18 protein-coding genes and 1 tRNA gene are annotated in these 18,190 nt (G+C 67.0%); 9 read left to right on the top strand and 10 right to left on the bottom strand.

The window, feature by feature from the left end:
* Positions 1–3: 3 nt before the first annotated feature.
* Positions 4–1,080: a sensor histidine kinase gene (locus tag ACZ5Z2_RS14765; protein ID WP_464761721.1), complete on the bottom strand. Its 1,077-nt coding sequence runs from the start codon at positions 1,078–1,080 to the stop codon at positions 4–6.
* Between the two features lie 206 nt (positions 1,081–1,286).
* Positions 1,287–1,973: a response regulator transcription factor gene (locus ACZ5Z2_RS14770; RefSeq protein WP_464759359.1), complete on the bottom strand. Its 687-nt coding sequence runs from the start codon at positions 1,971–1,973 to the stop codon at positions 1,287–1,289.
* Positions 1,974–2,081: 108 nt separating this feature from the next.
* Between ACZ5Z2_RS14770 and ACZ5Z2_RS14775 the strand changes: the two genes are divergently transcribed.
* Positions 2,082–2,880, top strand: a protein-coding gene (locus ACZ5Z2_RS14775; protein ID WP_464759360.1) for an IS5 family transposase whose coding sequence is annotated in 2 segments (ribosomal slippage) — positions 2,082–2,353 and positions 2,352–2,880 — 801 coding nt in all. Because the reading frame shifts where the segments join, the coding sequence is not laid out codon by codon here.
* 240 nt (positions 2,881–3,120) lie between these two features.
* On the opposite strand, the gene ACZ5Z2_RS14780 is transcribed toward ACZ5Z2_RS14775, so the two are convergent.
* The 6 genes from ACZ5Z2_RS14780 to ACZ5Z2_RS14805 all read right to left on the bottom strand — a co-directional run bounded on the left by ACZ5Z2_RS14780 (position 3,121) and on the right by ACZ5Z2_RS14805 (position 7,411).
* Complete coding sequence (locus ACZ5Z2_RS14780; protein WP_464759361.1) at positions 3,121–4,800, bottom strand: TonB family protein; 1,680 nt, start codon at positions 4,798–4,800, stop codon at positions 3,121–3,123.
* A complete protein-coding gene (locus ACZ5Z2_RS14785) occupies positions 4,797–5,234 on the bottom strand; it encodes a BlaI/MecI/CopY family transcriptional regulator (protein WP_464759362.1) in 438 nt (145 codons plus the stop codon). Before ACZ5Z2_RS14785 ends, ACZ5Z2_RS14780 begins: the two co-directional genes overlap by 4 nt.
* 61 nt (positions 5,235–5,295) lie before the next feature.
* Positions 5,296–5,778 carry a hypothetical protein gene (locus tag ACZ5Z2_RS14790; RefSeq protein WP_464759363.1) on the bottom strand — a complete coding sequence of 161 codons (483 nt, stop codon included), beginning with the start codon at positions 5,776–5,778 and terminating at the stop codon, positions 5,296–5,298.
* 111 nt (positions 5,779–5,889) lie between these two features.
* Complete coding sequence (gene rimK / locus ACZ5Z2_RS14795) at positions 5,890–6,813, bottom strand: 30S ribosomal protein S6--L-glutamate ligase (protein ID WP_464759364.1); 924 nt, start codon at positions 6,811–6,813, stop codon at positions 5,890–5,892.
* Complete coding sequence (locus tag ACZ5Z2_RS14800; protein WP_464759365.1) at positions 6,810–7,277, bottom strand: ATP-dependent zinc protease family protein; 468 nt, start codon at positions 7,275–7,277, stop codon at positions 6,810–6,812. The genes rimK and ACZ5Z2_RS14800 overlap by 4 nt, the downstream gene beginning before the upstream one ends.
* 60 nt (positions 7,278–7,337) lie before the next feature.
* Positions 7,338–7,411, bottom strand: a tRNA-Gly gene (locus tag ACZ5Z2_RS14805).
* Positions 7,412–7,582: 171 nt separating this feature from the next.
* Here ACZ5Z2_RS14805 and ACZ5Z2_RS14810 point away from each other — a divergent pair.
* From ACZ5Z2_RS14810 to ACZ5Z2_RS14830, 5 genes are all read left to right on the top strand, one after another.
* Positions 7,583–9,805, top strand: a complete 2,223-nt coding sequence (locus ACZ5Z2_RS14810) for a DUF6600 domain-containing protein (RefSeq protein WP_464759366.1) — start codon at positions 7,583–7,585, stop codon at positions 9,803–9,805.
* A 76-nt stretch (positions 9,806–9,881) separates the two neighbouring features.
* The gene (gene thiS, locus ACZ5Z2_RS14815) at positions 9,882–10,082 is read left to right on the top strand and encodes a sulfur carrier protein ThiS (protein ID WP_464759367.1); all 201 of its coding nucleotides are present in this window, start codon (positions 9,882–9,884) and stop codon (positions 10,080–10,082) included.
* Positions 10,083–10,148: 66 nt separating this feature from the next.
* On the top strand, positions 10,149–10,949 hold the full coding sequence (locus ACZ5Z2_RS14820) for a thiazole synthase (RefSeq protein WP_464759368.1): 801 nt from the start codon (positions 10,149–10,151) through the stop codon (positions 10,947–10,949).
* 220 nt (positions 10,950–11,169) lie between these two features.
* Positions 11,170–11,871 (top strand): tRNA (guanosine(46)-N7)-methyltransferase TrmB, encoded by a 702-nt coding sequence (trmB, locus tag ACZ5Z2_RS14825; RefSeq protein ID WP_464759369.1) that lies wholly within the window; start codon positions 11,170–11,172, stop codon positions 11,869–11,871.
* A 288-nt stretch (positions 11,872–12,159) separates the two neighbouring features.
* Positions 12,160–14,001: an SLC13 family permease gene (locus tag ACZ5Z2_RS14830; protein WP_464759370.1), complete on the top strand. Its 1,842-nt coding sequence runs from the start codon at positions 12,160–12,162 to the stop codon at positions 13,999–14,001.
* Here the strand turns inward: ACZ5Z2_RS14830 and ACZ5Z2_RS14835 are convergent, their stop codons facing one another.
* Positions 14,002–15,282, bottom strand: coding sequence for a nucleotide sugar dehydrogenase (locus ACZ5Z2_RS14835; RefSeq protein WP_464759371.1), 1,281 nt, complete (start codon positions 15,280–15,282; stop codon positions 14,002–14,004).
* A 39-nt stretch (positions 15,283–15,321) separates the two neighbouring features.
* Positions 15,322–15,681: a Rieske (2Fe-2S) protein gene (locus ACZ5Z2_RS14840; RefSeq protein ID WP_464759372.1), complete on the bottom strand. Its 360-nt coding sequence runs from the start codon at positions 15,679–15,681 to the stop codon at positions 15,322–15,324.
* A gap of 78 nt (positions 15,682–15,759) precedes the next feature.
* Here ACZ5Z2_RS14840 and ACZ5Z2_RS14845 point away from each other — a divergent pair, with 78 nt between their 5' ends.
* The 3 genes from ACZ5Z2_RS14845 (at position 15,760) to yedA (ending at position 18,090) form a co-directional block, all read left to right on the top strand.
* The gene (locus tag ACZ5Z2_RS14845) at positions 15,760–16,032 is read left to right on the top strand and encodes a hypothetical protein (RefSeq protein WP_464759373.1); all 273 of its coding nucleotides are present in this window, start codon (positions 15,760–15,762) and stop codon (positions 16,030–16,032) included.
* A gap of 81 nt (positions 16,033–16,113) precedes the next feature.
* Entirely contained in the window at positions 16,114–16,986 is an 873-nt protein-coding gene (locus ACZ5Z2_RS14850) for a methylated-DNA--[protein]-cysteine S-methyltransferase (RefSeq protein ID WP_464759374.1), read from the top strand.
* 204 nt (positions 16,987–17,190) lie between these two features.
* The gene (gene yedA, locus ACZ5Z2_RS14855; protein ID WP_464759375.1) at positions 17,191–18,090 is read left to right on the top strand and encodes a drug/metabolite exporter YedA; all 900 of its coding nucleotides are present in this window, start codon (positions 17,191–17,193) and stop codon (positions 18,088–18,090) included.
* The last annotated feature ends 100 nt before the right edge of the window (positions 18,091–18,190 follow it).

The raw sequence follows: 18,190 nt of genomic DNA on the forward strand, positions 1-18,190 counted from the left end.
GACTCAGCCGAACACGATGCTGGCGATGGCGCCGTTGGTGTCGCTGCGCGGCCGCATGGCCACCTGCCAACCGTAGAGTTCGCACAGCCGGCGCACGATGGCGAGGCCCAGGCCCGCACCGCTGCCGCCCGCGCCTTCGCCGCGCACGCCGCGCTGGAACAGCTTCTCGGCGTCCTCGGGCTTGATGCCGGGGCCGGTGTCGATCACCTCGATGCGGCCCGCACCCACTTCCACGCGCACCGTGCCTTCCAGCGTGTACTTGATCGCGTTGCCGATCAGGTTGGTGAGCGCCACCGACAGCACCGAGGCCGGCGCGTTGACGCTGAGCGGCTCGCGCGCGTCCAGTTCGATTTCCAGCGGCTTGCCGCGCACCTGCGGGCGCTGGCTCTCGATCACGTCGGCGGCGACCTTGGCCACCTCGGTGGTTTCGCCGCGGGTGGGGCCGCGCCGCTCGGCGCGTGACAGCAGCAGCAGCGCCTCGATCAGCTCGGTGGCCTGGCGCGAAGCGCGCTCGATACGCTTGAGGCGCTCGGCCAGCTTGGGCGTGAGGTCGGGCGAACCCTGCAGCAGTTCGGTGGTGCTGGCGATCACCGCCAGCGGCGTGCGCAGCTCGTGGCTGACGTCGGAGTTGAACTCGCGGTCGCGCTCCACCATCGCGGTGAGCCGCGCCGAATAATCGTCCAGCGCCTGCGCCAGTTCGCCCACCTCGTCATCGGCGAAATGCTGCGCCAGCGGCTCGGCCTTGCCGGCCTTGCGGAAATCGCGGATACGCTTCGCAAGCGACGTCACCGGCTTCAGCACCTTGCGCGACAGCCACAGGCCGATGGCCAGCGAGAGCAGTCCGAACAGGAACACGGCGCCAATCACGCCGACCACCAACTGTCGCTTGCCCAAGTCGTCACGGCTGACGTCGTATTTGACGTATGCAATCAAACCGTAGCGACGACTCACCGCAAGCTTGTAGTGACGAAGGTGGCCGTCCTCGTCGGTTTCGTGGATGTCATGCACGCCACTGGACAGGTTCTGCCAGGCCAGCGGAGCCTTGTAGAGAGTGCGGTCGCTCCAGCCCCAGCCGGTCATCAGCTTGGAATAGAACGGTTGCCCAGGCGACTCGTGCATCTGCTGCACGTACCTGTCGGCATCCTGCTGCAACGCCGACACCACCAGCTGATCCTCCACCTTCGCGCGTACGTACAACGAAGCCACGGCAAACAACGCGCTGAGGCCGAAGCCGAACAGCGCGAAGGAGAGGACGAGGCGGAAGCGGAGCTTGCGGCGGGACTGCATCAGGCCTGGACTGCGTCAGGCTCGACCATGCGGTAGCCGATGCCATGCCGCGTGTGGATCAGCGGCTTGTCGAAGGGCTTGTCGATGGCCGCGCGCAGGCCGTGGATGTGCACGCGCAGGGAATCGGAATCGGGCAGTTCCTCGCCCCACACCTTCTGCTCCAGATCCTGCCGCGTCACCACCGAGGGGCTGGATTCCATCAGCGCCTGCAGCAGCTTGAGGCCGATCGGGTTGAGCTGGATCGCCTTGCCCGCGCGGCTCACCGTGAGCGTGTCGAGGTTGAAGGTGAGGTCGGCGACCTTGAGCACGCGGCTCTGCGGGCCCTTGCCGCGGCGCGCCAGCACTTCCAGGCGCGCGGAAAGCTCCTGCAGCGCGAACGGCTTGGTCATGTAATCGTCGGCGCCGGACTCGAAGCCGGTGAGCTTCTGCTCCAGCGCGTCGCGCGCGGTAAGCATGAGGATCGGCGTCTGCTTATGCGCCTCGTGACGCAGCTTCTTCGCCACCTCCAGGCCGTCCAGGCCGGGCAGCGTGAGGTCGAGCACGATCACGTCGAAATCGTGCACCACCGCCAGGTGCAGGCCGGTGACGCCGTCGCCGGCGAAGTCCACCACGTGGCCGCGGTCTTCCAGGTAGTCACCGATGTTGGTCGCGATGTCGCTGTTGTCTTCGATCACCAGTACGCGCATGTGTCGCTCCGCAAAAACTCCGGCAACATAGGCCGGTCGACGCCAAGCTTAGCATTCGAAACCTAAGAACCTGTTCACGATCATCCCTAAAAGCATGACAATGCCTGGATGCGCAAGAAGACGTATCCAAGTGATGTGAGTCGGGAGCGGTTCGAGCCGATTCGTCCGCTTCTGGAGCAAGCCCGCAAGCGAACCAAGCCCCGCACGGTGGATTTGTACGAGGTGTGGTGCGCGGTGTTGTACCTGCTGCGTACGGGGTGCCAGTGGCGGGCGTTGCCCAGCGATTTCCCGAAGTGGCGCACGGTGCACGCGTACTTCGCCCAATGGAGCGAACCGGATGATGCTGGAGTGAGCCTGCTGGAGCGGGCGCTCAAAAAATCAGGTTGGCGCGGCCCGCGTGAGACAGGGGCGCAGCGCCTGCAGCCGGTTCTTGATCGTGGACGCGCAGAGCGTGAAGAACAGCGACACCGCGGGCCAGAAGGGCTATGACGCGGGCAAGAGGGTGTCGGGGATCAAGCGGCACCTCGCGGTGGACACGCAAGGTTTGCCGCACGCCATCGCGGTGACCACGGCGGAGGTGACCGATCGCAAGGGCGCCTTGCAGGCATTCGGGCGCTGCAAGGCGGGTTTGGGCCACGTGCAAAGCGTACTGGCCGATAGCGGCTATGTGGGCCAGCCCTTTGCCCTGGGCGTGCAGGAGGTCTTGGGCGAGCATGTCACGGTGCAGATCGCCAAACGCAGCGAGCTGCGCACGTTCAAGGTCATGCCCAAGCGCTGGGTGGTCGAACGCAGCTTTGCTTGGTTGGAGAAGAACCGAAGGCTATGGAAGAACTGCGAGCGCCAGCTCAACACTAGCTTGCAGTTCATCCACCTGGCTTTCTTGGCAGTACTGCTCAGGAGATCGTGAACAGGTTCTAAGACAAAAAAACCCGGATGCATCGACACACCGATGCATCCGAGTTCAGGCTTAGCCCCGTTACCGCCACACATCGCCCCCGGATCTCCCGGCACATTTCGGACGAGCCGACAGCTCAGCCTTTATACTAGCCATACAGTTATGCCTTGGTTAACCAAGGCGGCGCTCGCATAGAATCAGCCCTGATGGATTCACTTGCCAGCCATTCATACAGGTGAATCATCCTCACTCCTAATCACCATAGTGGCGGCATATAAGCGAGCCGGTTACCATGCGACAAGCGCCACTTATAGCATGCACTTCATCCACCGCAGACACAGTATCGGATGTGGGATCGAAAACCAGTGCTTGGCGATACCGTTGACTGGTTGCACCCCTATCTGGCATTGCATATCTCCAGCTACCCAATGCCTGCAATGCGGCTCGCTCGAATACCCCAGCAGGCTCAGCAGCTACCACATGCATGTTGCGCACCCCACCACTTGCCGCCAAGGTGAACTCGATCACCACTCTCCCTTTAACACCTTGCCGCAACGCTGTCACCGGGTAAATGGGCTGACGAATACTAATCACACGCGGCGTCGCCTCTGCTGAAAATGCCGATGTAACTGGCTTGATTGGCGGCAAAGTAACCATGCGCATGAAATATTTCAATGATGATATCGTCTGTACGTCCTGCATCGAGTCACGTACAACTATCTGCAATGGCAAGGCCGGAGCAATCGCAGGCGACAAATCTTTAGATTTTGATACCTCAACTTGGATTGGAGCCACGGCAGGCAGCCGTACTAGAGCAAGATCTGGCAACTGCCAAATGAAGGATTGCCAAGGTTGCGCCTGCGTCACATTCCACACCCCCAACGATTGCACTAACTGCCGGCAAATCCTAGCCTGTTGCCATGTCAGCTGCAGAGCTACCGCCAGCAAAATCACTCCCAGCGCAGCCATTACGCAGTGCGCAGAAGTGTGCGTATCTCCGGCAACACGAGACTCGGGAGTAGTCAGTTGCTGTACTCGTTCTAATAGCAGGCCACCACCTGCAGCAAGTAGCAAGGCTTCACGCGCAGCCTGCAATTCACCTAGAGCAGCCAATGTCGCAGCAAACTCGCGTGGCTCACCCCCATGGTGCGATAATGCCAGAGCATCGCAGCATAGCTCCCGTTCATTACGCACATCTCTCGACACCCAGTGCACTACCGGATGATAGAAATGTAGCGTTTCCAGCATTACCTGCAGTAGGTTTACCAGCGGATCCCAACGCCACAGATGAGCCAGTTCATGAGCAAGAATCCATTCGACTTGTGCTGCTGGAAGCTTGGTAATTACCGTCATTGGCAACAAAATGGTTGGCCGCAGCCAACCTACTAGCACTGGCGAAGTCACTGCGATGCTACGCAATATTCGCACCGGCCGGCGCAGACCAAAGCGCATCGCCATTCTCTCTGCATGCCGCTGCCATACCGGCAGCGACTCCGCCATTCGCACCATGACTCGTAAGCGACGCCATTGTCGTGACGTGCGCCAAGAGAGAAAAAGCACACCGATCAGCCATGCCGACACTGCCCATGGCAATGCATTATCGATCCCATGTTGCCAAGCGACATCGAATGTCGGCACATTCATTACCGCACTATCGACCGCCACTGCAGCGTGCGTTGCAAAGACTGGAAATGGAGGCGAAACATCCATCGAGTCCAATGTGCCAAAAAGTTGCCATGCCGTGGCGACCGGACACAACACCATCATCAGAAGCGCCAACATACCCATTCGATAGCGCACATTGCCACGCGGCAGCAATACCCTAGCCAAGGCATACGCTAAACCGATCAGTATGCCCTGCCATAAGAAATTCACCAGCGTCCAACCAACCAGACGCATATCGACAAGGCCCTGCGAAAGCACGTCCATCATGCCTCCTGATCGAGCTTATCTAGCAACTTTCGGATCTCACTCAATTCTTCGCGACTGGCGCGCTGGCTACCCAATGCATGCAACACCAGTTGCGAAGATGAGCCATCGAACACGCGATGCACCAACTCTCGAAGGAAGCGTCGCTGTGTACGCTCCTTGCTTACTGCTGCCCTGTATACATGTGCTCGCTGTGCCTCGTCACGCTCCACCAGTCCCTTGGAGTGCATCACCTGCATCAATTTCAACGCCGTGGTGTAACCACCACCATTGCGATACAGTGCTCGATGCACCTCACGCACGGTACACCCCTTGTGCGCCCACAGCACATTCAGGATTTCCAGCTCTGCTTCAGTAGGTCGCAGTGCGGTGCCATATGTTGACTTCATCACTATCACCTTGTGCGCCCACTGCCCTGCCATCATCTTCAAATACACCGCCGTCCGTGGCAGTGCTAACGTTCATGCATTATTCTGCAATCAGTCTCTACAGCCAGCTTCAACGACCACCCACCGGCTGCGGCACTTGTTGCAGCCGCTGCATATAGTCCTTGGTGTTCATTTGTTCAACTTGGATTTCACGGTAAGTCTTGCAACTAGTCCTAGGAATGAGCGAGCCAGTTGGCGGCATAGAACGGCAAATTAACCGCTTGTCATCACGTCGAGTCAAGATGGCATTGATTGCCTCCTGATCGTTGAAGAGCCGCACCTTCGCCGCCTGATTCATCTGCGCCACAGTGCCAAATTTCTCAAAAAGCGACTGCATTTCACTGAAATTTGTGTCGATCTGGTTACGCTCGACTGCGTCCACGAACTCGTAGCGTCCACCTGGCACCATCTGTTGATGGATCGCTGCTACTACTGCAGAAAAATCATCTTTATTATCGGCCTTGACAATTACCTCAGTCTTGTAAGCATAAGCCACCATCGTATGGAGCAGTGCGGACACCGCCACTCCAAGCAACCATATTCTCGATTTCATGCCCATCCTCCGACTGGATCAAACCGCTTCCCGCAGCGGGATGCTCGACGCCGACCCCCTCGTTGCCAATGGTAGGTACGCATCGCCAACCAGTCAACGAAAAACTTCGTACTATTTTCTTCGTATGACTGCCGCCTGTATCGGCGGATATCGAGGCGTCTGCTTCTTCTGCGCTTCCAGCAGTTCGACGATGGCGCTGGCCACGTCCACGCCCGTGGCCGCCTCGATGCCTTCCAGCCCCGGCGAGGCGTTTACTTCCAGTACCAGCGGGCCGCGCTCCGAGCGCAGCAGGTCGACGCCGGCCACGCCCAGTCCCAGCGCGGCGGCGGCCTGCACGGCGATGCGCTTTTCCGCCGCGCTGGGCTTGATCTTCACCGCGCTGCCGCCGCGGTGCAGGTTGGCGCGGAAATCGCCGGGGCTGGCCTCGCGCTGCATCGCCGCCACCACCTTGCCGCCGACCACGAAGCAGCGCAGGTCGCAGCCCTTCGCCTCGGCGATGAACTCCTGCACCAGGAAGTTCGCGTACAGGCCGCGGAAGGCCTCGATCACGCTCTGCGAGGCGCTGCGCTTTTCGGCCAGCACCACGCCGGTGCCCTGGCTGCCCTCGTTGAGCTTGATGACGTGCGGTGGCTCGCCCAGCATCGCGAGCAGATCCCCGGTGTCGTCGGGGTTGTCGCCGAACACCGTGACCGGCATCGCGATGCCCTGCGCGGCAAGGATCTGCAGGCTGCGCAGCTTGTCGCGCGCACGCAGCACGGCATCGGAAGAGTTGGGCGTGTACACGCCCATCATTTCCAGCTGGCGCAGCACCGCGGTGCCGTAGAACGTGCTCTGCGTGCCGATGCGCGGGATCGCCGCGTCGAGGTCGCGCACCGGCTTGCCCTTGTAGCGGATCGCCACTCCGTCGGGCGCGATGCGCACGTAGCAGCGCAGCGGATCGAGCACGCGCACCACGTGGCCGCGCGCGCGCGCCGCGTCCACCAGCCGTTGGGTCGAGTACAGCCGCGCGTTGCGCGAGAGGATGGCGATCTTCATGGGCGATCCGTGGCCGCCAGCGGCAGCCTGGGCTGGGTGTAGGCGCGCGCGGGATCGACCGCGAAGCGCCCGTGCAGGGCGCTGCGGCCGAGCAGCATGGGAAACAGCATGTGGCGCCGATCGGTCAGGTTGATGTCGGCCTCGAAGCGCTGCCCCGCCAGCAGGATTTCGCTGCGGATGAACCAGCGCTCGGTGCGGCGTCCGCCGGTGTCGGTGACCATGCGCCGATCCAGCGCCCGCGCCTCGCAACACACGGCGTCCGCCGCATGCCGCCCGGCGCGCACGGTGAAGCGCAGCCACACCGCGCCGTCGCGCGAAAAGCTGTCCAGCGTCTCCACGTGCAGGGCACTGCTGCGCGCGCCGGTGTCGAGCTTGGCCTTGAGCTGGGCGATGCCCAGTTGCGGCAACGCCAGCCGTTCACGCCAGCCCAGCACGATCGGACTCGGGACAGCCGGATCGGTCATCGGTGTGGTCGCGCTCGCTGGGGTGGCGATGGGGGCTGGCCGGCTCGATACGAACGAGGGTGGAGCGGGTGAAGGGAATCGAACCCTCGTCAGTAGCTTGGGAAGCTACAGCTCTACCATTGAGCTACACCCGCGCATTGGCCGGTGGATGGTAACCGGGAAGCGGCACGGTGGGAATCGCCGGCGCCGGATATCCGGCGGCTGAACCGCTGGCGCGCGCCGCACGAAAACCCAACCATGCGCACGCCGCGGCGTGCGCATAATCGGGCCGCCCCCGCACCATGCGGATGGAACCGGAGACTCCAATGCGCGTGCCTGCTTTCCTGTGTGCTTCCTGGCGCCGCGGCTGGCGGCCGCTGGCCGTGCTGCTGTTGTGCGGCGCGGCCGCGCTGGCCCAGGCGCAATCCGCCGACGACGGCAGCGGCGCGGCGCCGCCGGATCGCACGGCGCGCCTGTCCTACATCGCCGGCGACCTCGGCTTCCTGCCTGCCGGCAGCCAGGACTGGGCCAGCGCCGACCTCAACCGGCCGCTGACCACCGGCGACCGCCTTTCCGCCGGCGACGGCGCACGCGCCGAGCTGGAACTGGGCGGCGCCAACCTGCGCCTGGACGGCGGCACCGACGTCGGCCTGCTCAACCTCGACGACAACATCGCCCAGGTGGAATTGACCCAGGGCACGCTGAACCTCAGTGTGCGCCAGCTCGGCCAGGGCCAGAGCTACGAGATCGACACGCCCACGCTGGCGCTGGTGGTGAACCAGCCCGGCACCTACCGCATCGACGTGGACAACGGCGGCAACGGCACGCGCGTCACCGTGTTCGACGGCCAGGCCACGGTGTACGGCCAGGACAACGCGCAGCACGACGTGTTCGCCGGGCGCAGCTACCAGTTCGACGACCCCTCGCTGGCGGCGCTCTCGATCAGCGACTACGGCGGCGGCGACGCCTTCGACGCGTGGTGCAGCCAGCGCGACCGGCGCTATGCGCAGTCCGACGCCGCGCGCTACGTTTCCAGCGACGTGGTCGGCTACCAGGATCTCGACCAGTACGGCAGCTGGCAGGACTCGCCCGATTACGGCGCGGTCTGGTACCCCAGCCAGGTGCCGGCGGACTGGGCGCCGTACCGCGACGGCCACTGGGCCTGGATCGCGCCCTGGGGCTGGACCTGGGTGGACGACACGCCGTGGGGCTTCGCGCCCTACCACTATGGCCGCTGGGCCTTCATCGGCCGCCACTGGGGCTGGATCCCGGGGCCGCGCGTGGCGCGCCCGGTGTACGCGCCGGCGCTGGTGGCCTTCGTGGGTGGCGGCGTGAGCGTGTCCGTGGGCATCGGCAGCGCGCCGGTGGGCTGGTTCCCGCTGGGCCCGGGCGAGGTCTACAACCCGTGGTACCACTGCAACCGCGACTACTACCACCGCGTCAACGTCACCAACATCTACGTGCGCAACACGATGTACCGCAACACGGTGATCAACAACATCAACAACCAGTACAACTTCTATCGCGAGGGGCGCACGCCGCGCGACCTGCACTACCTCAACCGCGGCGCGCCGCACGGCTTCACCGCGATGTCCGGCGCGAACTTCGCCAGTGGCCGCCGCGTGCAGCGCGAGATGATGCATGCCGATCCGCGCCAGCTCGCCGCCGCGCCGGTGCTGGCGCGCGGCGTGGCCGCGCTGCGCCCCGCGCCGCGCGACGCGGCAGCCTCGCGCAACCCGCGTCTGCGCATGCTGCCCACCGCGGACTTCCGCCGCGACGTGGTGGCGCGCACGCCGCCGCCGAAGACGCTGCCCTCGGCGCACCCGGATTTCGCCCCGGCCGCCGCACGCGTGCCGCAACACATGCCATTCGCCAACGTGCGCGTGCTGAACACCCGTGGCGCACCGCACCCGGCCGCCGGGGCGCAGGCCCAGCCGATCCGCAGCGCGCCGACCCTGCCGCGTCCGATGCATCCGGCGGGCGCGACGCCCGTCGCCGGCCTGCCCAATGTGCCCCGGATGGAACCCGCGCCGGCACGCGCGGACGCCTTGCCTTCGGCCCGCTTCGCCCATCCGCAGGCAGGGGAGCGCAGCCTGCCCGCGGTCGAACCGATCCGCCGCGCGCCACCGGCCGAACTGCGGCAGGCGCCGCGGCCGGGCGTGAGTTACATCGCCGGCCCGCAGCAGCCGAGGCCGCAAGCCAACGAACGCCCGGCCAACACGCTGCCGCAACCGCCGCGCTTCGAGCGCGCGCCAGCGCGGCCCGCGCCGTTGGAGCACACCCCCGCGCCGCAATACGTGCAGCCCCGCCAGGAACAGCCGCGCGAATACGCCCGGCCGAACTACCAGCCGCAGCCTCGTTACGAACAGCCACAACCCCGTTACGAGCCGCCGCAACCTCGCCAGGAACAACCGCAGCCGCGCTACCAGCCCCCACAGCCCCGCTTCGAACAGCCGTGGCCGCGCTCCGAGCCCGCTCGTGCGGCCGCGCAGCCGCACGCGGAACCTGTGCGCAGGCCGCCGCCGCGCAGGGACGACCAGCAACACTGAGTCTCCGCGGGCGCCTCGCCATGCAATGGCGAGGCGCCGATTCGGCGTCGGCGGCGCCTGCGGCTACAATGGGCGCATGCAGATCACGCTCAACGGCCAGCCGCACGTTTGCGCTCCCGCCACCACCGTCGCCCAGTTGCTGGAATCGGCCGGCTACGGCGGCCGGCGCGTGGCGGTGGAGCTGAACCACGAGATCGTGCCGCGCAGCCAGCACGCCAGCCGCACGCTCGCCGAAGGCGACCAGGTCGAGATCGTCCAGGCCATCGGCGGCGGTTGAGTCCACGCGCCCGCTTCCCGCACCCCGCGACGTTCGCGCCGGACGCCGCCATTGCAAGGCATCCCCATGAACCTCAAGACCCTCGACGTCGCCGATCCGCTGGTCATCGCCGGCACCAGCTACGCCTCGCGCCTGCTCACCGGCACCGGCAAGTACAAGGATTTCGACGAGACCCGCGCCGCCTCGCAGGCCGCCGGCGCGGAGATCGTCACCGTGGCGATCCGCCGCGTGAACATCGGCCAGGACGCGAACGCGCCCAGCCTGCTCGACGCGCTGCCGCCGAGCGAATTCACCCTGCTGCCGAACACCGCCGGCTGCTACAACGCCGTCGATGCGGTACGCACCTGCAAGCTGGCGCGCGAGCTGCTGGACGGCCACAAGCTGGTGAAGCTGGAAGTGCTGGGCGACCAGAAGACCCTGTTCCCCGACGTGGTGGAGACGCTGAAGGCCGCCGAGACGCTGGTGGCCGACGGCTTCGACGTGATGGTCTACACCTCGGACGACCCGATCCTGGCCAAGCGGCTGGAAGAGATCGGCTGCGTGGCGGTGATGCCGCTGGCCGCGCCGATCGGCTCGGGCCTGGGCATCCAGAACCGCTACAACCTGCTGGAGATCGTGGAGAACGCCAAGGTGCCGATCATCGTCGATGCCGGCGTGGGCACGGCCTCCGACGCCGCCGTGGCGATGGAGCTGGGCTGCGACGGCGTGCTGATGAACACCGCCATCGCCGGCGCGAAGGATCCGGTGCTAATGGCGCACGCGATGAAGCTGGCGATCCAGGCCGGCCGCGCCGCGTTCAAGGCCGGCCGCATCCCGCGCAAGCGCTACGCCTCGGCCTCCAGCCCGATCGACGGCACCATCGCCTGACCGCACGCCTTCCCCCCCCTCTCCCTTTGGACGCGGGGAAGGGCCATGGATGGCCCTGCTTTGAGGAGCGAGGAAGAGGGGTCGGGGGTGAGGGTTCGGTCGAAGCGCGGCATGGATGTCTGGCGCTGACTCGCACCCACTCGCTCTGCCCGTGCCCTCACCCGCCTGCCGGCACCCTCTCCCAAGAGGAGAGGGGATCACTCGATACATTTTGCTTGCCATGACCGACGACACCCCGCCCGAACACCTCCGCCGCATCCGCAGCTTCGTGCTGCGCGAAGGCCGCATGACGCCGGCGCAGCAGCGCGCCTTCGACGAGCACTGGGCGCGCTACGGCATCGACTACACCGGCAGCGCGCAGGACTACGCCGCGCGCTTCGGGCGCGCCGCGCCGCTGGTGATGGAAATCGGCTTCGGCAACGGCGAGGCGCTGGCCTGGGCCAGCGAGCACGATCCCGCGCGCGACTACCTCGGCATCGAAGTGCATGGCCCCGGCGTGGGCCGGCTGATGAACGCGCTGGCCGCGCGCGATGCGCGCAACGTGCGCCTGTACAGGCACGATGCGGTGGAGGTGCTGGAGCACGAGATCGCGCCGGGCACGCTGGCCGAGGCGCGCATCTGGTTCCCCGACCCGTGGCACAAGAAGCGCCACAACAAGCGCCGCATCATCCAGCCCGACTTCGTCGCCCTGCTCGCCTCGCGCATGGCGCCCGGCGGCCTGCTGCACCTGGCCACCGACTGGCAGCCCTACGCCGAGCACATGCTGGAAACGATGGAAGCCGCGCCCGACTGGCGCAACGCGGTCGCCCCCGGCCAGTACGCCGAGAAGCCGGCATGGCGCATCGAGACCCACTTCGAGCGGCGCGGGCTGAAGCTGGGGCACGGGGTGTGGGATCTGCTCTACCAAGCGTCAATGAAATGAAAGCCACGCCGCCCTCCCAGGCGGCGTTTCGCTTGCTCCCTCTCCCCTCTGGGGTGAGGGGCCTCGCTGCGAAAGCCCCTCGCTTGAAATGAACATCATCGCAAGCCCCGCCCCTCACCCTAACCCTTTCCCCAAAGGGGAGAGGGGAAAACTGCAACAGCGTGGCGGCGATTCACCAGCCCTTGCACCTCGCCGCTTATACTTCCCCGACCCAGCCAGGGACGAGCGCCGCAGCGTGAATTCGCCACTGCCACTCCACGATTCGACGCCCCGCCGGGGAGCGCGCTGATGCCGCTTGCGCTCACCCCCGAAATGATCCTGGTGCTCGGGCTGGTGGGTTTCACCATGCTGATGCTGGTGCTGGAATGGATCCGCGCCGACATGGTGGCGCTGCTGGTGGTGGTGGTGATCGGCCTTACCGGGGTGATCCCCTCCGACCGCGTGTTCAACGGCTTCGCCGGCAACGCGGTGATCGCGATCATCGCGATCATGATCATGGGCGAGGGGCTGGATCGCGCCGGCGTGCTCAACCTCACCGCGCACATGGTGATGCGACTGGCCAAGGGCGTGGAGTCGCGCCTCGGCCTGGTCATCAACATCATGGCCAGCCTGTTTTCCGCGGTGATCCCCAGCCAGGCGCTGGCCGCGCTGATGATCCCGGTGTCCAGCCGCCTGTCCGCGCGCACCGGCGTGCCGCTGTCGCGGCTGCTGCTGCCGATGGCGTTCTGCATCCTCACCGCCACCAACACCACCCTGATCGCCAACTCGCCGCTGATCGTGCTGAACGACCTGATCGCCAGCGCGAACGCCAACCTGCTGCCCGGCGCGCACACCATCCCGAAGTTCGGCCTGTTCAGCGTGACCCCGACCGGCCTCGCGCTGGCCGCGGTGGGCATCGGCTACTTCTACTTCTTCGGCCGCAAGCTGCTGCCCGGCCACGAGGACGAACGCCTCAAGGTGACGCCCGGCCGCACCGAGAGCTACTTCGCCGACACCTACGGCATCGCCGGCGAGACCGCCGAGCTCACCGTCACCGCCGAGAGCCCGCTGGTGGGCATGAGCATCGGCGAGGCCGAGCAGTTGCACGACGCGCCGCTGATCCTCGCCATCAAGAGCGGCAGCGAATCGCGCATGGCGCCGCCGGCCGACCTGGTGATCTGGGTGGGCTCGGTGCTGGGCGTGCTGGGCCCGCGCGAGCAGCTCGGCAATTTCGCCAACAACCAGCTGTGCAAGCTGTCCACGCGCATGCGCCAGCTGAGCGAGCTGTTCAACCCGACGCGCGCCGGCATTTCCGAGGTGGTGATCCCCCCGGTGTCGCGCTTCATCAAGCAGACCGTGGGCGGCCTGCGCCTGCGCAAGCGTTTCGGCATCTCGGTGCTGGCGGTGAACCGCGGCGACAAGGTGTACCGCGACGACGTGCGCCAGGTCGAGCTGCGCGCGGGCGACACCGTGGTGGTGCACAGCACCTGGCGCGACCTCTCGCTGGCGGCGGAAGACCGCGACCTGGTGGTGGTCACCGACATCCCGAAGGAGGAGCAGCGCCCCGGCAAGATCTGGCAGGCGGTGGGTTTCTTCGTGCTGGCCAAGTGCCTCGCCCTGTTCACCAACCTCGACCTCTCGGTGGCGATGATGTGCGGCGCCGTCGGCATGCTGCTGTCGGGAGTGCTGAACATGGACGAGGCGTACAAGGCGATCAACTGGAAGACGATCTTCGTCACCGCCTGCCTGATTCCGCTGGGCTGGTCGATGGACGCCACCGGCACCGCCGCGTGGCTGGCGCAGTACGTGCTGCACTACCTGGGCCACGCCTCGCCGTGGGTGCTGCAGGCCACGCTGGCCGTGCTCACCCTGCTGTTCTCGCAGGTGATGTCCAACGTGGGCGCCACCGTGATGATGGTGCCGATCGCCATCTCGGTGGCGGTGGCCACCGGCGGCAATCCATCCGCCTACGCGCTGATCGTGGCGGTGTCCTCGTCCAACACCTTCCTGCTCAGCTCCGGCCATCCCGCGCTGATGATGGTCACCGGCCCCGGCGGCTACCGCGGCAAGGATTTCCTGCGCGTGGGCATGCCGCTGACCCTGGTGATGCTGGTGGTCACCCTGGTGTCGATCAACCTGCTGTTCCGCTGACTACAGGCGGCCGTCCGCCACGCCGCGCGGCAGCACGCCCTTGATGTCGTAGAGCACGCCGCGCGCGTTCGCCAGCGCACGCATCTCCTCGGCAGCGCGCTCCCGGAACTGGCGATGCGCCACCGCCAGCACCACGGCGTCGTAGGCGCCGGCGTGCGGCCACTGCGGCAACAGGCCGATGCCGTACTCGGCCTCCGTCTCCGCCGCGTCGGCCCATGGATCGTGCACGTCCACCTGCGCGCCCAGCGCCTCGAACTCGCGCACCAGCTCCACCACGCGGGTGTTGCGCAGGTCGGGGCAGTTCTCCTTGAAGGTGAGGCCGAGCACCAGCACGCGGCTGCCGCGTATCGCCTGGCCCTGCGCGATCATCAGCCGCACCACCTCGGCGGCGACGTGCTGGCCCATCGCGTCGTTGATGCGGCGGCAGGCCAGCAGGATGTCCGGGTAGTAGCCGGTCGATTGCGCCTTCTGGATCAGATAGTAGGGATCCACGCCGATGCAGTGGCCGCCGACCAGGCCGGGCTGGAACGGCAGGAAGTTCCACTTGGTGCCGGCCGCGGCCAGCACGTCCTGGGTGTCGATGCCCAGCCGGTGGAAGATCAGCGCGAACTCGTTGATCAGCGCGATGTTGGCGTCGCGCTGCGTGTTCTCGATCACCTTGGCCGCCTCGGCCACCTTGAGGCTGGGCGCCAGGTGCGTGCCGGCGCGGATGATGCGCCGGTACAGCGCGTCCACGAACGCCGCCGTTTCCGGCGTGGAGCCGGAGGTGATCTTGGGGATGTCGGGCAGCCGGCGCTGCGCGTCGCCGGGGTTGATGCGCTCGGGGCTGTAGCCCACGGTGAAGTCCGCGTTGAAGCGCAGGCCGGAGGCGCGCTCCAGCTCGGGCACGCAGATTTCCTCGGTGGCGCCCGGATACACGGTGGATTCGTAGATCACCACGTCGCCGCGCTCGAGCACGCTGCCGATGGCCGCGCTGGCGCGCACCAGCGGCGTGAAGTCGGGGCGCTTGTGCGCGTCCACCGGCGTGGGCACGGTGACGATGTACACGTTGCAGTCGCGCAACGCGCCGAGGTCGGTGGCGTAGCGCAGGCGCGCGGCCGCCGCCAGTTCCTCGGTCGTGGCCTCGCCGGTGCGGTCGGTGCCCGCGCGCAACTGCGCCACGCGGTCGGCGTCGATGTCGAAACCCACCGTATCGAACCGCTTGCCGAACTCCAGCGCCAACGGCAGGCCCACGTAGCCCAAGCCGACGATGGCGAGCCTGGCCTGTTCGATGTCTTTCATGCGGAATTCCGTGACGGTGATGCCCGACAGCGTAGCGGATCAGCCCGCCGCATCCCGCGCCGCCAGCCACACCTCGTCGCCGCGCACTTCCACCGCCAGCGCGCGCAGGTGCTCGCCGCGGCAGGGGCCGGCCACGCACACGCCGTCGTTGCGGTCGAAACTGGCGCCGTGCACGGCGCAGATCAGCAGCTCGTCCTTGAGCAGGAACATGCCCGGCGCGTAGTCCAGCCGGCGGCCGGCATGCGGGCAGATGTTGAGCCACGCGCGCACCTCGCCGCCGCGGCGCGCCACGATCACGCTTTCGCCATCGGCGGCGACCACATCCTCGACCGCGGTGGCGCCGCCGTCGGGGATCGCGTCCAGCCGGCACAGCAGGGAGGAAGGGGAAACGGTGTCCATCGGCACTTGTCCTGCGGGCCGGATGGCCTCATCGTTGCACGCGTAAGTCCTTGATTTTAGCACACGGATTTTTAACACATGCGCATCCACCTGCCCTCGCCCCGCCGTTCCCGCCATCCGCTGGCGCGCGCACTGTCGCTGCTGGTCGGCGTGGCCGTGGTGGCCGTGCTGCTGGTGTTCGGGCTGGCTTTGGCCGGCGTGCTGCTGCTCGGCGGCGGCCTGTGGCTGGCGTGGCGCCAGTGGAAGCGGGCGCATTCGTCGCTGGCCTCGACGGTGCGCACGAGCAAGCCGGCACCGGAAGTGCTGGAAGGCGAGTTCGTGGTGATCCGCCAGGGGCCGGTCGCGCGCTGACGCGACGCCGGCGCGCAAGATCCGGATGGCGCGCGGCGCCACGCCGGCACACCATGGCGACATACCGCAGCGGACGACGCCATGAACGCCCAGCCCTCCTCCACCGACGACACCCTCGAACGCGTGCGCGCGCACATCGAACGCGCCGACGAGGCGCCCACGCTGGACGCGCTCGCGCGCTTCGCGCAATTGAGCGCCAGTCATCTGCAGCGCGCATTCCGCCGCCGCTACGGCATGAGCCCGGCGGAATACCACCGCGCCCGCCGCTTCGGCCAGCTCAAGGCCGCGCTGCGCGACGGCGCGGCCGTCGCCGATGCGGTGTACGAAGCCGGCTTCGGCTCCGGCAGCCGCGTGTACGAGCACAGCGACCGCCTGCTCGGCATGACGCCGGCCAGCTACCGCGCCGGCGGCGCGGGCGCCAGCATCCGCTACACCACCACCGCCACGCCGCTGGGCCAGTTGCTGGTGGCGGCCACCGCGCGCGGCATCTGCGCGGTGACGCTGGGCACGGACGACGCGGAACTGGAAGCGCGCCTCGCCGGCGAGTTCCCGCAGGCCGCGCGCGAGCGCGTGGACGCCGGCCGCGAAGAGTGGCTGGACGCGGTGATCGCGCACATCGCCGGCGAGCTGGGCTGGAGCGATGCCGGCGCTCCCGCGCTGCCGCCGCTGGACGTGGCCGCCACCGCGTTCCAGTGGCGGGTGTGGAACGCGCTCACCCGCATTCCCGCCGGCGAGACGCGCAGCTACGGCGAGCTGGCCGCCGCGATCGGTGCGCCGAAGGCCGCGCGCGCGGTGGGCAACGCCTGCGGCAACAACCGCCTCGCCCTGATCGTGCCCTGCCACCGCGTGGTGCGCGAGGACGGCTCGCCCGGCGGCTGGCGCTGGGGCGTGCAGCGCAAGCGCGAGCTGCTGGCGCGCGAGCGGCGCCACGCGGAACTTCCAAGGAGTCAGTGAAGAAGAACGAGAAGTGAGAGAAGGCAAGGCGCCTCTCCAGCCCTGCTCCATCCGCTCACTCTTCTTCACTCACATCCGGCTTCCGCCTTGAGGCCGCCTCAAGCCTGCCTTGCGCAAGGCTCGCTATCGCATCGCACGCGCCTCCTCCATCATGCACGCTGCCGTCGCCTCCCCACGACGATGCGGCACCGCCGAAGCCACCCCATGAACGACACCACGGCCGCCATTGCGGCGCACGACCGCTCCCGCCTGCTGGTGCCAGTGGGCCTGCTTTCGCTGTACGTGATCTGGGGCTCGACCTACCTCGGCATCCGCTTCGCGCTGGCAGGCTGGCCACCGTTCCTGCTGGCCGGCGTGCGTTTCCTGATCGCCGGTGCGTTGCTGTTCGGCTTCCTGCGCCTGCGCGGCGTGACGCCACCCACCTTGCGTCAGTGGCGCAACGCGGCCTTCGTCGGCACCCTGCTGCTCGGCCTCGGCAACGGCCTGGTGTGCTTCGCCGAGGAACGCGTGAGCTCGGGCATCGCCGCCGTGGCGGTGGCCAGCATGCCGCTGTTTGCCGCGCTGTTCGGCAGCTGGTACGGGCATGTGCCGAACCGGCGCGAGATGCTGGGCCTCGCGATCGGCTTCGCCGGCGTGGTGGTGCTCAATCTCGGCGGCGACCTCGCCGGTTCGCGCCTTGCCGCGCTGTCCCTGCTGCTGGCCGCCGCCGCGTGGGCGTTCGGCTCGGTGTGGAGCAAGCGGCAGGACATGCCGGCCGGCCCGATGAACACCGCCGCGCAGATGCTGTGCGGCAGCGCGTCGCTGCTGCTGATGGGTTTCGGCGGCGGCGAGCGCCTGCCCGCGCACCCCGCGCTGCACGCCAACCTCGCGCTGGCCTACCTGGTGGTGTTCGGCTCGCTGATCGGCTTCAGCGCCTACCTCTACGTGCTCAAGCATGCGCGCCCGGTGCTCGCCACCAGCTACGCCTACGTGAACCCGCCGGTGGCGGTGCTGTTCGGCGCGCTGCTGGCGAGCGAGCGCATCGTGCCGTCGGAAATCGCCGGCATGGCGATCATCCTGCTCGGCGTGGCGGCCATCGCGCTGGCGCGGCAGAAACGCGCCTGATCGACCTTGGTCGGCTTGCCCCGCGCGCCGGCCGCGCGCCACCATGCCCGCGGCATCGCAGGCGAGGAATCCCGGGCATGAACAGCACGAACGAAGGCCT

This window comes from Rhodanobacter sp. G1, from assembly GCF_055397855.1.